Source organism: Rhodococcus sp. T7 (assembly GCF_009872365.1).
Lineage (GTDB): Bacteria > Actinomycetota > Actinomycetes > Mycobacteriales > Mycobacteriaceae > Rhodococcus_F.
In genome coordinates this window covers 222,026-237,215 of sequence record NZ_WXYH01000389.1, presented here as the reverse complement: position 1 = coordinate 237,215, position 15,190 = coordinate 222,026, and the positions used below count along the sequence as shown (strand labels likewise).

The window sequence follows — 15,190 nt, the reverse complement described above, 5'->3', positions numbered from 1 at the left end:
ATCCGCGACGCCGCCAGCAGCGTCGACATCACGCTGTCATGGGTCAACGCATCGAAGCGTTGCCGCTCGACGGTCCGGGCTTGCAGGGACGCTGCGCTGGCCGCGGCGGCAAACGTGTCCGCTCTCGTGGCGTCATGAACCTGACCTGTTCTCGCGGCCACCACCGCTGCACCGACGAACAACAGGCTGACCCCGATCCCGAACGCAATGTCCGGAACGAAGGGGCTTCTCACGTCCGGTGTTCGAACGGTGTAGTTGATGAGCTGCGCCCCGAGCATGACCACGGCCAGTTGCACGAATGCCCACCGCGCCCGCCACACGGCGCCCGCCGCCAGACTCGACAGCGCGGGAAAGGTCGAGAACCACACGCCTTTACCGTTGGGCAATAGAGTGCCGGACCATGCGAGCGGCCAGGTCATCAGCCCAAGGGGGTAGGTGACCGCCGTCAGGTTCGCCAACAGTCTCAGCCGCGGCCCGCTGAACGCGAACGATGCCACGCCCAGGGCCAATCCCGGCCCGAAGAACAGCACCAACGCGAGCGGAGTCCACCATCCCGCCATCACGGCGGTCAAGCTCCGCACGTCGGCAACAAGCAGAAGGAAGTAGAACAGGTACCCGGCGCCGATGAAGCGTGCGAACATGCGCAAGATCTGGTCGGCTGTGCTGACAGACGCATGGACTGCGGCATGCGGAGCGGGCGCTAGTGTTTGCGTCGGCGTCGTTGAGGTATCGGTAGCCATCCGTCCTCCAGCGCGCGTTTGTACAAATCGGTCTTCGTTGGTGCAGGTCGGCCCGCCTCAGCGTACTTCTGACGGATCCGGCCGAGGTAGTCGTTCACCGTCTCCTGCGCGAGGCCCGTCAGGGACGCCACCCGCGCGGCCTTCTCCCCGGATGCATAGAGGGCCAAAACCTCTCGCTGCCTCGGGCTCAGGTCGACGTCCAACAGGTTCGGATCGCCGTCGATCGCGGCCGCCCAATCGGTGGTCGCCACCACACCACCCCGGGCAGCGCTGCGGATGGCATCGACCACCGCGGCCGCCGGCTCGGACTTTCGCACCACTCCGAGGACGCCGGCGCGTGCAGCCGACCGCACCAGGTAAGGATCTTCCGCCGAGGTAAAAACCAATGTTTCGACACCCTCGGTCCGCAACCGATCAACATTCGATATCGGCGAAGACCCATCGGCCAGGCGCAGATCGAGCACAGCGACGAGATCGAGATCGTCCTGACCGGAGAGCATTGCAGCGAGACCGAGAACCATCGACTCATGATCCTCGACCACCCCGATACGCAACGCTGGACCAGAGTGAGTGCGGTGCTCGCCGGCACCGACTGGTGTCGGCCCTGTAACGGACGAGTCAGACTGCCACGCAGGCGTCGGCATCCATCCCCCTCTTCCAGCAGTGCGTCCGAACTCCGAACTTTGTGACTGCGACACTATCCTCCCCTTGCCGCTTTGTTCTATCGCCCAGTTGGCGGACACAGTCGACAACTGAGCGTTCGCCCGACAGTGGCATTCGAGTGCCACCGTACGCAGTGGTCGTCGCTGGCACGACCCGGTGCGCAACACAGCAGTTCGTACACTGTTTGCTGTTTGCTTCGGAGTGGGACACACGTCCAGCGAGAAAAGAATTAACCGCCTTGAACTGCCCGAAGAACCTGCTGTGCCGCCGCTTGAGGCGCGCCGAACTGATTGGAAGCATAAGCAGAGGTGTGGGTGCCAACGCCAGCAAGTTGAACGATAGAGAGGGGAAGAAATGTTGCGGGATTGGCTGCGCACACGATATCGCCAAGCTGGCAAACGCTAAAAACCTTGTTTCTGACGTTGCCAGCGAATGCAAGACGACCCCCGGAGAAGGCGGGGAAGTTTCCGCTCACTCCACCCGAGTAGCCCATATACCAAGGGTGCATGTGGATTCCTTGCTCAAATGGAATCTTGTCGGGGTCCGCGATAAGGACCGACGCACCTATCCTGTCGAGGAGTCTGTGATTGCGCTCGGTGCTTAACCGATTGAGCACTCGATGCATTACCATAGCCCCCTGCGAGTAACCGACAAGGATTATCCGTGGTCCCCCGCAGGCGGAACCCTTCGAGTCCATCTCTGAGGCGGTCCGGCTAAGCACTGAAATCGTGGTTTGGATGCCTTGTTCCACACCGGCCCAGTACCTACCTGCACCTGTGCCTGCGAGGACGGACACCGACTCCGCCGGGTAGTCGACCGCTGTCGCGGACACCTGCAGAGGGTCCCCAGCCAAGAGAGATCTGGCGATTGCACGGACCGCGGAGTCGACCTCGCGCCCTAGGCCGCCGAAATCATTAGCACTTTGTCCGGATCCGCGAGCACCAATAATCGCGATCTCGCCGTTTCGTGCGCAGAGGATCGGATCTCCCTGCGCATTTGCAATGCCCGCAGGAAAAGCCAACAGAGTCAAGGCCGACACCATGACCAGGCTAGCCAACGAAACGACACGACGGCGGATGGCTGCTTGTGGGCAACCGAAGAAACCACTGCAACCCATGAGGGCCTCCTGATCTGTTCGCATTCGCGGATGTGTCTAGCCCCGTGCCCGTGGGAACATACTTAATTCGCGCAGCCTCGCTCTCCGCGCTGGTCGGGAAGCTCGCGTACCAAATAGGGTCAGGACTTGGCCGTGATGCGCTTGCTGTACAGCGACTAGCTCAGGGCCGTACGAGCATCCCTCGGCACAAGATACCGTGACGAACCAACCGGAACCATTGACACCATCACCGAGCTCTCGGCGCTCCTGACCGTAACTACGGTCAGGAGCATCGAGACGTGAGGAAGCGGTCACCCAATGCGTCCTGACATTAGCCCTGACTGCGCCACTACACCGGTCCGAGCGAACGACGCCGACACTTCGAACGCGACATGGGATGAACCTACGCCGCATTGAATCATGATGTGTCAACTGCCTATACGTAGTTCACGTTCAAGGTATTGAGGAAGCGCCGCAACTCAGGCAGGTTCGACGCCTTTCGGTCCAAGTCCTTGTAGATCGCGTTGTCACTGTTAAGTGACCTCTTGTCACTCTTCTCCTTCAAGTACTGCATATTTTTCCTGTAAGAATCAAGATTGCCCATTGCAAGTGCTCTCCTTCTGTCGCAAGGCTCAAGTGTGTCCTGCGACTCTCTTTTAGTGTCTGCGTATGAGGCGACGCCGTTCACATCGGCCACTTCTTTGTTCTGCCGCCGATGCGTCGAACGGTGTCGCTGAGAGCGGCGTTCATTGACATAACGTTGCCAAACCACCTCTCGTCATTGCTCGTCAGTGGACCAAAAGTGCCTTGGATCGGATCGTTTCCCTGGAGGGTGAGCTGCATCCTCCACATCATCCTGACTCGATTCCCGGCTGCGATCACGAATCCGTTGTGAGTCAGAGACTCCAGATAGACCGTCTCGGCTAAGGGGGGATGTGGCTGCGGTTCCATCTCAAGTAGAACTCCGAAGGGTTTGTCGCCCTCGTAGTCGCTGGCGCCCTTAAGGACCTGCAGGAACTCTGCACTCGTACAGGGGGCGGTGAACGTTCTTTCGCGAAATGTTTTGGAAGGTCCGAACAAACCCATTCTGTTCACCTCTTAGCGTGTGGATTCGGGAGGGACTTCACGGGCCCGACTTGTTGGTCGACCTGCATTGTGGAAGTCCAGAAGGCCACGATAGCCAAAATGGACCCGCATCAGAGTCGTTCGAACGGATGAAAGTCTTGTTTGACGGGTCACTGCCAGACCCAATGTGCCTTAAGTCGACATCCCGTGAGAGCGCGTTGCATGTCGGTCACATGAATGACACTGGCGCGGTTGCAACGACAATCGCCCGCACGGACCTTGGCCCAATAGGTCATAAGTCGGATTCGTCTGATTTGATACGCCAATGAAACGCGCCCTGACCGTATGCCTTGCCGCCGGCCTCATGACTGCCGCATGCGGATCCACAGATGCCGCCGAACAGCCCCCTCAGACCGCGCAGGCCCCGATCGAATCACCTAAGGCGACCACCTCCAAAACTCCCGCGACCACACCTGCCCAGAGCCCCATCCTCAAGAAGAGGATCGGCGAGCCCGCCGGCCAGGGTTGCGACCCAAACGGCGGGGTGGATGATACCTGCGACGTCATCTTCACCATCACCGATATCGCACGCGGTGAGCAATGTGCCGGCCACTCAAGCGGCACAGTGAACCTTCCAGCGAACAGCGAAGTTGTCCGGTTCGACATCGATGTGACCACGGCGCCCACCTTCAAGTATCCCGATGCCGACACTATGATGCTGACTCAGTTCTGGAGCGTCGTCGGGCCGGACGGATACCTGTCGCGCGACCTCGACGTCGCGATCGGTTGCGATACCGAGGCCGACGCCGTCTACAAGTCACTTGAGCCGAATACCAAGCTTCGGTCGAGCATCCCGATCGTCGTACCGATTGGGGCGAAAATTCTCCGCCTATCCGACAACGGACGCGGCTGGGAGTGGGAAATCCCGACCTAATTGACCCCTCGCCAGGTGCACAAAGTCCATTACTTGAACGCTGGCGACCGATGTAGGCGTCGACCTCGTTGCCCTACTGTCTCCGATGCCGCGACCCGGGCGTCGTTGCCGGACTCGGTGCAGCAGCCGGGGGGAACCCGGGTCTCGACTTCACCCGGGCTTCCTCCTGCCCGCGGAAGGGCCTCAGCCGCCAGCGCCCTCACGCTGGACCAGGATCTTCGACTGGCTACCTCCAGACGTGGGGTGATAGGTCGTGTACTCGAAGACGACGACCGCCTCGTCACTTGAGCGGTACCCAACCTCGCAGGAGAATTTCTCGGTTACCGGGGGCAGCGGGTCCGGCTTGCCATCGTCATCCCACACGGTCGAGGAGATCTTCTTCTCCCATTGAGCCGTCCCGGTACCTTGGACCGTCCATGTCTCGGTTACACCGGCGGCGCCGTCTGACCTTGCGGTCACATCGGCGAAAGTCATGTCCAGGAAAGTAGCTTCCCAAGCATCCAAGTAGTCAGCGGTTCCGGCGACACCTGGGCCGGACGGCCCGATGGGTTTCTCCTGGAGCATTGTATCGGTGCAAGCCCTTGCGACCTTCTCGTCTACGCTCTCCTCCTCGCCTCCGCATCCGGTGAGGACAATGCCAGCTGCAAAACTGGAGAGAATTCCTACGGACATCTTATTCATTGCTGCGCCCTGTCGCGTGACCGTGGTCTGGTGCCCGGCTGTCTGCGGGATTCTATCGCGGAGAAGTGGGCCGCAGTCTCGCTGCAAGGGTCTGTCATTCACATGATCTACACCTTCATAACTATTGCATTCGGAGCAGCGAGGCACCATCGGTCGCATCGACAACGAGCCAAGCCCGACCGCGATTCTCTTGGAACATGCCAATGAAGCCGACTTGCCACCCAAAAGGGGCGCCACCCCGTTGTGATCGGTTATGACCGCACCTCCACCGGGCGGGGACAGCGGATATGGCAACCAACACCAGGTCAGGTTCGTACGCGGCAACGGAAGTGTTGTTGGGCGGACTAATCTCTGACGGGAAGCGCAACGCCGCATCGGAGCGGGCGGCGTGTGGGGCTAGCTACGAGGATCGCGAAGTTGTACTGGCTACCACTCGAGGACGGTGCCACGCATAGGTTTCCTGGGTCGACGGTGGCGGTCTACTTGCGGGCTTCGACGAGGGAATGCGCGTACGCGGGTAACACGGTGCCGGTCGGTGTCAGCCCTGCTGTGGTCAGTAGTGCGTTGAGTTGTTCGACGGTGCGCTGGCGGCCGCCGTCTGTTTGGGTCAGCATCTGCAAATCCACGAATGGCGCCAAGAAGTTCGCGGTGTTCGGGTGCTGAACGATTTCGACGAGGACCAGTCGGCTTCCGGATGGCATCGTAGCTGCGACGTGTTCGAGGATGGTGGCGCAGCGAGCATCGTCCCAGTCGTGCAGCACATCTTTGAGCAAGTAGATGTCGGCAACGACGTCGAGGGATTCGAAGAGGTTTCCGACCGTGCGGGTGACGCGGCTGGTGAGATTTCGACTGGCGAGGAAGGTTTCCGCTTCCGCGACGGGCCCGGGTGCGTCGACGAGGATGCCCCGCAGGTAGGGGTGGGCGTCGAGGACCGTGGCCAAGAGGGTTCCGATACCGCCCCCGACGTCGCACACCGTTCCGCTGTGCGGCCAGGGGTAGGTCTTGGCGATCACCTGCGCGTTCATCACCGCGATCGCACGCATGGAGCCGGCGAACAGTTGCTCCTCGTCGGGATGCTGGCTGAACCACTCCCACACCGAGACGCCATGTACCCGGGGAAAGGCCGGCTCGCCGGTCCGCACGCTGGTCACCAGATCCGTCCAGGCGTCTGCGGTCGAGCGCAGTCCCATGTAGACGGCCCAGTCGTGCATGGACGCAGGGTGATCGCGGTGCAAGGTCTTGCCGACCCGGGTCATGCGGACTTTCCCGGTGCGGCGGTTCATGGTGCACAGCCCGAATGCCGCGGCGGTGCGCAGCAATCGGTGCGTCGTGTCCGGGTCGGTGCCGGCGCGCCTGGCGATTTCCGCGGTCGACATCGTGCGGTCGCCGACGATTCCGGCAATGTCGAGTTCGGCGACGGCCGCGACGACATGCGTGATCGCCAACCCTGCGGTGAGCTCGAGCAGGGTGGACCCGGGGGGCATCGGGGCGTCGGCGAGCTGGCGCAGTCGACGCTGCTGGGCCCGCATCATCACGACGACTGGACGAGGTGGGACCGCCATGCATCGATGGTAGACAGCCGAGGGGATGATCGACCCGAGTTTGCCGAAGGGCTGGGACCGTCACCTTCGGTTAACCGAGCACGACTTCGCGATGGCCAACAGCAATGTGTCGTTCAGTGTCCGTATCAACATCACTCTGAAGAAATCCGCCGAGTTGCGGCAGCATCGAGGATCACACCGTGCACCAGGTGAATGAAGGGACCGCGCCGTGTCGCTTAGACGGCGGGTCGTAGCTTAACGCGATCCGAAACCGGTCTTCGACCGGCTGAGGGGACAGGGCATATACGTCGCCTTGTTGGTGATGGAGAAACCCGGCTCACGGCACCCAGAACATTCCAGTCCCCGCTATGATTTCCTGCCCGGTAGTCATCGATGCGGTCACCGGTCCCGCACCCGTGAATGCACTTGCGGACTCGTTGTACGGGACAGTCAGTACTCCAGCGGCTCCCGTCGCTAGGTTTCTCCAGTGCATCCAGTAGGTGCCTTCGCTATTGGGTGAGATGACTGGGAAGGTGACGGTGCCGGGTCTCTCGCCTGCTATGGCCGTCGGGGTACTAGCGCATAGGTTGAGGATCGGGCCACACCCCGTAAAGAGGCCGGTGCTCCAGACGAGCGGAATCTGAAAACTATGCACCGTTGGCTCGGCTACGGCCTGAGGGGTCGTGCCAAACAGAGGTGCGAGTGTGAGACTTGCGGCTACGAGAGTGACACCGAGAGCTCGGTGGATGGTGAACATCGGAGTGCCCCCAATTTTTTTGTGGCCTCATGGTATGAGGAAGATTCCGTGAGCGGTGATGTACTCGAGTTCGTGACCGGTGGTTACCGTGGCAGTCACCAAACCATGCTCCGTGGTTACGACAATCGCTCTACCCGTGCGATTACCGACGTGCCGGAAGTGCCCGTGGAGAGGTTGTTCCAGCGGACCGTGTACGCGCCGAGGACCGCACGGGTCGAGGTACTGAGATCGTCTCGACGCCGGGCGACTCTCCCGCAATCGCGACTGGATAGTCGAAACAGGCCGGAAAGCAAAAGCCCATAGATGTTCATTCCCCGCACCCGCGGAATCTGAAACGAGGTAGTTGTCGGTGCTGCTGACGCCGTGGTTGGACTCATCGCAAGCGCGGCTATAGCGAGCCCTTTGGCGATGGCCGGCTTGAGCATGGTGCGAGTCCTTTCGTTTCTCAGCACCTGCCCCGACGCAAGGTATTGGCTTCAACGTATTGATTTGAACGGTAACTGCTATTTGTACGCTGTGTACCGGCTTTAGAGTGGACTGGTTCATCCCAGCACTCGCGTAGACTCCGTCCGCAGTGCCTGCAGGCGGAGCATGCGGTTGGAGGTGCAGTGTCACCTGGTTTCGCCTGTTGTGGCCTCTGCACAGTCTCGGGGCGTGCTGCTGAAACTGACAGCTGTCTCGAACGACGATGCCCACCGGAGACTTGGCAGCCGTAGCCGCGCCTTTGACCTAGCCGTGTTGTCCACATAATCGAGGCGGACGGCGACACCGAGGCCGTGGAGGCTTTGGTGCAGTGCCATCGCCACTCGTTCGACTACCAGGCCCGCACGTTGCTGGCGGACCGACAGGAGAAAGCGACCCGCGCCGAACGCACCGCCCCGTACGCCGAAGTCGGATTCATCGTGCTCGACGGAGAACCCGGCTACCAAGATGACTCGAAGATCCACTGGCGGTACATCGCCACCGCCGAGAACGCCGAGGCGGACCCGCGCGCACACATCACCGAGGAGCAGGTGCGGCAACGGCCGGACCTGTGGGGGGTGTGGGTGACCACCGACACGATGTACGTCGACGTCGAATCCGGAAAACCGGTCGAAGAGGGCGACATCGACTGGGACACCTTCGACGACCCGGACGTTGAACCCGAGGAAGGACTACGGCACGCGAACTCGGTCGAGGAACGTGACGTGTATGTGCCGCAGTTCTACTTCCTCGACGTGCTGCGTGCCGAGGAGGCCGGCCTGGTCCCGGTCAACGGTGGCCGCTACCAGTTCAACCGGGCGATCCAACTCGCCGGATTCAACCCGGCCAACCCGTTGCCGGAGAACGAGGAAGCCCGCGAGGCCGCCCTCCTGGCGGCGGAGGAGACCAAGCGGGTGCAGCGTCGCCGGGTACGGGAGCTGAACAAGTTGGGCGGAGTCCGCTACCGACGTCAGGCGCGAGTTCATCCGGGAAATGTTGTCGGCGACCAAGCCCCCGAAGAACGCGGCCACGTGGACGGCAATGATGATCGCGCTCGCACCGCACCAGTTGTCGGAGTACCACTCATCCGATCTTTTGCCGGAGTTGATGGGTGAGAAGGCCTGGGCGGCGTACGACGCGAAGAAGAAGATCGCGGCGGCAGCGACGGCGGCCAGTGAGTCCCGCGCTTGGATGCTCACGTTCGCGGTCACCGTCGCGGCGATGGAGTCGCGGATGGCGAAGGACGTTTGGCGGTCACGGCCGCAGTACGTCAGCGAGTACCTCGCGATGCTCACCGAGAACGGGCACACCCTCTCGAATGTGGAGAAGGTGATCAGCGGCGAGCTGCGGCCCGAGGACATCGACATCACTTAGCTGGACTGCGTCCCCGGAAGTACGGAGTTTCGGGGGCGCGACCGGAGAGCATGGAGGGTGTTCGGGCATCGAGCCCGAACACCCTCTGCGCACAGCGGCCTGTGCGCACGACGTGCTGTGCGGCGCGCCGAGAAATGATCAGAGCGTGAGCGGAAGGCCAGGGGCTTCGGCGCGGCGAAATCCGCAACTCGATGCGGTCGGACCGAGGAACCCATATCAGACTCGAGTAGGTGAACACCTATCCCGCTCTCCCGTATCAGTAGGACACTTATATCAACGCGCGTGAAGTGGCTCAGACCGGAGGAACGGGGGTCCACCAGTGAGATCGTCGACTTTGGTGCCAGACGAGGTGCCCAATCTGTCCCGGACGGTGCAGAGATGACACGCCCGCCTCGGCGTCCATGGGATCCTGATCGAGATTCTAATTCTGAACGACCGCCGTGGTCGGGCCAGCCGAACAAGTTCCTCGGCCTGCCTCCCAATCACGACCTGTCCGAAGAATGGTCTGGACGCTCGCAACCGTCGAGCGCGCCCCCACATCGAATAGAACAGAATCCTGACCCGACCACTTCGCGTGTGTCACCCGACCGCAAACACCATCCGCAAGAGTCACCGACCAGAATGCCGCGACGAGACCACGACGAACCGGCGCATGACCCCACCCAGTCAGCAGCTAAATCAGACGGGCGAGGCGGAGGTGATCGGGTTATTGAAGGTCAGGTCCGGGGAATCGACCGCCAATTGAGCGAGAAGGAAGCTGATGTCCTTCATTTCCGAGTAGAGCGTTACGACCAAAACGGCAATAGACTGAGGCCGGTCCCGGTCGAGCTACGCTCCTGGACGGGATTCCAGGGCTCCCTGAACGAGGGTGATCAGGTCCGCGTATTCGGGCGCTGGAAGGACGGGCAACTCTGCTGTAATCGTGTCAATAATCTGACCACGGGGGCATCACTGGGCAAGCGAGCCCTTCACCCGCTTATGGTGGTCGCACTCATTCTGTTCGCCTTATTCTTCGTCGCGGTTGCATCGTTTGTGGTGATCGGTTTCGTCCAAGCTAGCAACCCCGAAGTCCAGTTCCCCTGGTGCGAAGAGGGACAAAGTGACCCCTTCAAGCCGCTGGGTTGTTGACTCGGCACGCGTATGACAGACGACACTGAATTCATCAGCCCCAGAGTCGCCAGGGGGCGACGTGTTGACTGACTCGGCCACGACCGCGCGCATCGACTATTTACAGCGCTGCGGCGCTATACCGGTAGGTGCTGCGACTCCGTACACGGTTGGCGATCCGGCCTCGCGGCGGTTACTGCACGTGCGCGGCATCGGTCGCCTCGACAAAAACTCTCAGCCGACGAGGTCGCAAACGTCGACAAACGAACGATGGCGGCCCACGACCACCGAGTTGATCACCGGGCTGTACGGGTACCGGATCCCGCTTGCATTCACAATCCAAGGGTCCCCGGATGGGATCCGGATACTTCTTGGCTCCTGGTCGACACGACAGGCCACGCAACCCGTACACGATCAGCGAATTGGAATCATCGAGTCAGTACTCCGGGGTTTATATCCAGCCGTTGACACCGCGACGACGCCGACCACATCGAGACGATGGTCCCGCGGCGGCATCGCTGTGGGAGTCCCTGGGCCCACCGGAATTGATATCGCTGACGGCGCAGCACCAATCGACCGCGTCATTCGCTCGATGACCGGAGCAAAATGGGAGCTATTGGTGTTGGCCTACCCCGCGTCGGAAGGTGCTATCGCTCAGCAGCGTGATTCGCTCCTCAACGAGACGCGGATAGTAATGGCCGCGGCGGAAGCCGAACGAGCACCCAGCCCGCTGACCCAGCAGTACGTCGATCTACTCAAGATCGCTCTCAAGTCCACCGGCGATGCGATGGCGACCGGCGCCTGGCGCACGGCGATCTACCTGCTCGGCGATAACTTCAGCTATCCACGTCTGGCGAGCGCATGGCGCAGCGTGATGTGTGGAGCCGATTCGCTTCCCGAGCCCGTCCGCACCGCTGAACTGGAGAGAGCCGACGAGCTTGCCCAAACGTGGGCGTTACCAGACGCCGAAGGAGCGTCACCGCCTGGCCAGTACCAGAGACCGTTCGAGTACCAATCCCTGTTATCCACGGTTCAACTCGCTTCCTGCGTTCACCTGCCGGAACAGGAAACACCCGGATTCCCGGTCCATTCCGTTGCTCGATTTGACGTCGTCCCGCCTGTCCCTGCCGACGAGTTACGCGTTCCCTTAACCATCGGCCAGGTTGTGCACAACCGAAGGCCGACGAACGGAACCTACATTGTCCCGTCCCGCACGCTCAACCGTCATACCTTCGTCACTGGCGTCACCGGATCCGGCAAGACCAACACCGTCTTCCACCTGCTTCGTCAGCTTGCTGGGTACGGAATTCCGTTTCTGGTGATCGAGCCGGCGAAAACCGAGTACCGCACCTTGCTCGATGATCCATCTCTTGGTCGGCACCTGCAAATCTTCACCCTCGGCGACGAAAACACATCGCCATTCCGCTTCAACCCCTTCGAGTTCCCCGCCGGAATACCTGTCGCGGTGCATCTCGATCTGCTCCGATCAGTCTTCAACGTCAGCTTCGGCATGTGGACACCACTGCCGCAGGTCCTCGAAAACTGTCTCTACCGCATCTATGAGGACCGTGGATGGGACATCACATCCAACCGCAACCGTCGCCTAGACGAGGGAGCCGATCGTACTCGAGCTTTTCCTACACTGACCGATCTCGTTATCAAGATCGACGAGGTTGTCGGCCAGCTCGGCTACGAGAGAGAAGTAACCGACAACTTTCGCGCGGCGCTGAGAACACGGCTCGACAGCCTACGAACCGGTGGTAAGGGACGAATGCTCGACGTGCAGGCATCCATTCCAATCGATCTTCTAATGCGACGACCCACAGTGTTAGAGCTCGATGGCCTGGGCGACGACGACGACAAGGCGTTCGTTATGGGCATGGTGATGATCCGACTCGTCGAGCACCTCAGAGAATCGGGACCGTACGACGGCCTGCGCCACCTTCTCGTAATCGAGGAAGCACACCGACTGTTGGCAGCCACAGGAAGCCCCACACAAAGTGAGAGCTTCCAAGCCGACGTGCGCGGCAAGGCCGTCGACACGTTCGCCCACCTCATTTCCGAGATCCGAGCCTACGGCCAGGGCGTCATCGTTGTGGATCAAGTCCCGTCCAAGCTAGCTCCCGACGTGGTCAAGAACACCAATATCAAAGTGGCTCACCGAATTGTGGCCGGAGATGATCGAGCCGCATTGGCTTCAGCCATGGTGATGAATGAACATCAAGAGCGAGCACTGGCCACATTGAGCCCTGGCTGTGCCGCGGTGTTCGCCGACGGTGATGACGCACCCCTGCTCGTGCAGGTCCCGCCGGCAAAACAACCCGCAGGAACGGTCTCCCCTGAGCGTGTCATTCGACACATGCAACAGTCCGACCACCTCGCCGCACTACGCGTCCTATTCCGATCATCGGTCGAATGCGACGACAGTTGCGCCGCCTTCCCCGGCGCCTGCGCCGCAGCGCGGCGGATGGTCGAAGACAGTGCCGTGCAAACTACATTCGCACGCATAGTCCTGTCCGCCATGTTCGATCCCGCCGCAGTGGACAGGATGTTCTCCGAGCTGACCAGTCTTGTCGACCCCCTACGGCCACCGTGGATCCAACCTGCACCCCTACTACGATCCCTGGCGTCCCACGCCTCCCGCCGGTTCATGGCGCGCCGGGGCGCACAAGCCGGCTGGTCGTATAGGACCACCGACGAACTCGCCGTGGCGCTGCACGGCATGCTCATCGCCGACCCGGACAATGCCGCCCAGGCGCGTGCAGAGTTTCAGAAACGGGCGCGCGAAGCCCTCGGCGGTATCCAAGGCCCATTCCCCGGATGTCGCCAGATCTGGGCCGACACCGAACACCCTTGTGTATGCCGATTCGCGGTAGCTGACCTCGTCGCCCGCGGGGACTTCGATGCGGCGTGGCGCCAGGCCAGCGAGACGGACGCCACTACTGGCGGTGTCGGGCGCTCCGCTAGTTGGGACGTGTGCAAAGACGCCGCAAACCATCTGATCGAGCTGCCATCCAACGGCTGGTCGCCCGAGCAGCAGACCGCCGCGCTCGATGTCGCCCGAAGGGTAGCCGTTTGCTTCGGTCAACAAATCCTTGCCGAGAATCCCCACATGCACCCACGCACCAAGCGTGAGCTGGTGCAGCAGCTCCTGAGGCAGGCAGGTTTCGATGGCTGAAAAATCTTGGGCTGAAAAAGAGCGGGATAAGGAGCGAGAGAAGGAGCGGGAGAAGGACCTGCAAGCCGCCACTCCCCAACCGCAACCAGGTAGAGGTTCCGACGGATATCAATACGGGCAGGAAAAATCTGGGCAGAGCGAATGGCAGGAGTCCTCTGCCATGTCCGAGGCTCGCGCCGCCGATAGTGCGGTCCGTAGCCAAGGTGAAGAAGGATGGTCGACGAGTTCGCAGGTCGGAACCACAAGCGCTCAGGCCTCCGGCCAGGGGGAGACTGTGAATGGCGATAACGCAAACCAAGCGGGACGAGACATCGACCATTTGAGCGAACCCAATGCATGGCTAGATGACGTCGCCGACCAAATGCAGAAGATCGGGCAGGTTGCCCCAGACAACAAGATCGACCTGTCAGGGGAATCCAACGCATGGCTTGATGCTGTCGCAAACCGAATGCAGGAGGTCGGGCAGACAGCACCGGACAGGGGGATCGATTTTTCCGGCACCACAAATGCATGGTTTCACGCTATCGAAGCCACCAGCGCGAATCAGCAACCTGGGGCGGACCGGGGATCCGAGGCAGACCAGCGAAGCAAGGCCGGAGAAAAGCACGACAATGCGGGCAACACATCCGCCTCCTTCAACCTGAGCTTTTCTTTTCACGAGGCGGATAAGGCGATGAGGGATAAAGAAGCTGCAGACAAAGCCGCAGCGGAGAAGGCCGCCGTAGATAAAGCTCCAGTGGGGTCTTATTTCCACGAGGCGGATAAGGCGATGAGGGATAAAGAAGCCGCAGACAAAGCCGCTGCGGAGAAGGCCGCTGCAGACAAGGCCGCTGTGGAGAAGGCCGCCGTAGATAAAGCTCCAGTGGGGTCTTATTTCCACGAGGCGGATAAGGCGATGAGGGATAAAGAAGCTGCAGACAAAGCCGCAGCGGAGAAGGTTGCCGCAAACAAGGAAGTGAAGCAGGGCGAGCTGAAGTCAAATTCCGAGAAAATGCGTGAAACCCTTAATGCGGAAAATGTGGCGAAAGCCCTAGCCTCCGCGCAGATACGCAGCACCGTGGATACGATCAAGGGCGCGCTCGACACTGCGTCTGCGGTGCTGGGTCCCCTAGGTTTAGCGGTTGTGGGTGCGCAGAAGATTTCAGAAGGCGTTATAGCTGGCAAATCCAGCAGCCAGATAACCCACGAGATCCTCAACGACATTAACAAACACGGCGAAAGCCTGACTGGTGCAGTACCCGGCGGATCAGCGATATCGGCCGCCGGCGAATTCAGCAAACAGGTAACCCAGGGAGCAAGTCTGAAAGAGGCGGCCACAAGCGGTATCGGAAAAGCCGCCGAACATCTACCGCTTGCCGGCCCAGCCAGCCATGCGAGCCAGGCCATTGCGGCAGAGAAATCGGGAGACCATATCAGCGCAATAGACCACGGGGCGGCCGCGACGCACGGCGCAACGAAGGAGATCGGTGCCGCAGTTGCTGCGTTTGTCGGCGGCGCGCCCGAGGCTCCGAAGGCGGAGGCGGTGCCCGAGGCTCCGAAGGCGGAGGCGGTGCCCGAGGCTCCGAAGGCGGAGGCGGTGCCCGAGGCTCCGA

Annotated in this window: 11 protein-coding genes and 1 pseudogene; 6 read left to right on the top strand and 6 right to left on the bottom strand. The window is 61.1% G+C overall.

All coding sequences use genetic code 11. The features are described from left to right. The 4 genes and pseudogenes from MLGJGCBP_RS45110 to MLGJGCBP_RS45095 all read right to left on the bottom strand — a co-directional run. Positions 1-740: pseudogene (locus tag MLGJGCBP_RS45110) on the bottom strand (ATP-binding protein); the annotation flags it as partial. Further along, the gene (locus MLGJGCBP_RS45105) at positions 701-1,261 is read right to left on the bottom strand and encodes a helix-turn-helix transcriptional regulator (protein WP_236581708.1); all 561 of its coding nucleotides are present in this window, start codon (positions 1,259-1,261) and stop codon (positions 701-703) included. The gene MLGJGCBP_RS45105 and the pseudogene MLGJGCBP_RS45110, both read right to left, overlap by 40 nt. Before the next feature lie 371 nt (positions 1,262-1,632). Further along, complete coding sequence (locus tag MLGJGCBP_RS54530) at positions 1,633-2,445, bottom strand: cutinase family protein (protein WP_442972084.1); 813 nt, start codon at positions 2,443-2,445, stop codon at positions 1,633-1,635. Between the two features lie 738 nt (positions 2,446-3,183). Further along, positions 3,184-3,585 carry a hypothetical protein gene (locus MLGJGCBP_RS45095; RefSeq protein WP_160094855.1) on the bottom strand — a complete coding sequence of 134 codons (402 nt, stop codon included), beginning with the start codon at positions 3,583-3,585 and terminating at the stop codon, positions 3,184-3,186. Positions 3,586-3,889: 304 nt separating this feature from the next. On the opposite strand from MLGJGCBP_RS45095, the gene MLGJGCBP_RS45090 reads away from it, so the two are divergent. Continuing rightward, positions 3,890-4,498 carry a hypothetical protein gene (locus tag MLGJGCBP_RS45090; RefSeq protein WP_160094853.1) on the top strand — a complete coding sequence of 203 codons (609 nt, stop codon included), beginning with the start codon at positions 3,890-3,892 and terminating at the stop codon, positions 4,496-4,498. 183 nt (positions 4,499-4,681) lie between these two features. On the opposite strand, the gene MLGJGCBP_RS45085 is transcribed toward MLGJGCBP_RS45090, so the two are convergent. Continuing rightward, a complete protein-coding gene (locus tag MLGJGCBP_RS45085; RefSeq protein ID WP_160094851.1) occupies positions 4,682-5,179 on the bottom strand; it encodes a hypothetical protein in 498 nt (165 codons plus the stop codon). Between the two features lie 479 nt (positions 5,180-5,658). Then, positions 5,659-6,741 (bottom strand): methyltransferase, encoded by a 1,083-nt coding sequence (locus tag MLGJGCBP_RS45080; RefSeq protein WP_160094849.1) that lies wholly within the window; start codon positions 6,739-6,741, stop codon positions 5,659-5,661. A gap of 1,524 nt (positions 6,742-8,265) precedes the next feature. On the opposite strand from MLGJGCBP_RS45080, the gene MLGJGCBP_RS45075 reads away from it, so the two are divergent. The 5 genes from MLGJGCBP_RS45075 to MLGJGCBP_RS50985 form a co-directional block, all read left to right on the top strand. After that, positions 8,266-9,054, top strand: coding sequence for a hypothetical protein (locus tag MLGJGCBP_RS45075; RefSeq protein WP_160094847.1), 789 nt, complete (start codon positions 8,266-8,268; stop codon positions 9,052-9,054). Beyond that, positions 9,047-9,313, top strand: a complete 267-nt coding sequence (locus MLGJGCBP_RS45070) for a hypothetical protein (protein ID WP_160094845.1) — start codon at positions 9,047-9,049, stop codon at positions 9,311-9,313. Before MLGJGCBP_RS45075 ends, MLGJGCBP_RS45070 begins: the two co-directional genes overlap by 8 nt. A gap of 741 nt (positions 9,314-10,054) precedes the next feature. Then, complete coding sequence (locus MLGJGCBP_RS45065) at positions 10,055-10,441, top strand: hypothetical protein (protein ID WP_160094843.1); 387 nt, start codon at positions 10,055-10,057, stop codon at positions 10,439-10,441. Positions 10,442-11,039: 598 nt separating this feature from the next. Then, positions 11,040-13,598, top strand: a complete 2,559-nt coding sequence (locus MLGJGCBP_RS45060; protein ID WP_160094841.1) for an ATP-binding protein — start codon at positions 11,040-11,042, stop codon at positions 13,596-13,598. Next, on the top strand, positions 13,591-15,190 hold a 1,600-nt coding region (locus MLGJGCBP_RS50985; RefSeq protein ID WP_442972157.1), incomplete at its 3' end, for a hypothetical protein. The genes MLGJGCBP_RS45060 and MLGJGCBP_RS50985, both read left to right, overlap by 8 nt.

What these genes read in the sequence shown, in the direction of transcription:
- MLGJGCBP_RS45070 (WP_160094845.1), top strand. Translation starts at nt 9,047, where the DNA reads ATGGGTGAGAAGGCCTGGGCGGCGTACGACGCGAAGAAGAAGATCGCG.
- MLGJGCBP_RS45085 (WP_160094851.1), bottom strand. Translation starts at nt 5,179, where the DNA reads ATGAATAAGATGTCCGTAGGAATTCTCTCCAGTTTTGCAGCTGGCATT.
- MLGJGCBP_RS45080 (WP_160094849.1), bottom strand. Translation starts at nt 6,741, where the DNA reads ATGGCGGTCCCACCTCGTCCAGTCGTCGTGATGATGCGGGCCCAGCAG.
- MLGJGCBP_RS54530 (WP_442972084.1), bottom strand. Translation starts at nt 2,445, where the DNA reads ATGGTGTCGGCCTTGACTCTGTTGGCTTTTCCTGCGGGCATTGCAAAT.
- MLGJGCBP_RS45095 (WP_160094855.1), bottom strand. Translation starts at nt 3,585, where the DNA reads ATGGGTTTGTTCGGACCTTCCAAAACATTTCGCGAAAGAACGTTCACC.
- MLGJGCBP_RS45105 (WP_236581708.1), bottom strand. Translation starts at nt 1,261, where the DNA reads ATGGTTCTCGGTCTCGCTGCAATGCTCTCCGGTCAGGACGATCTCGAT.
- MLGJGCBP_RS45090 (WP_160094853.1), top strand. Translation starts at nt 3,890, where the DNA reads ATGAAACGCGCCCTGACCGTATGCCTTGCCGCCGGCCTCATGACTGCC.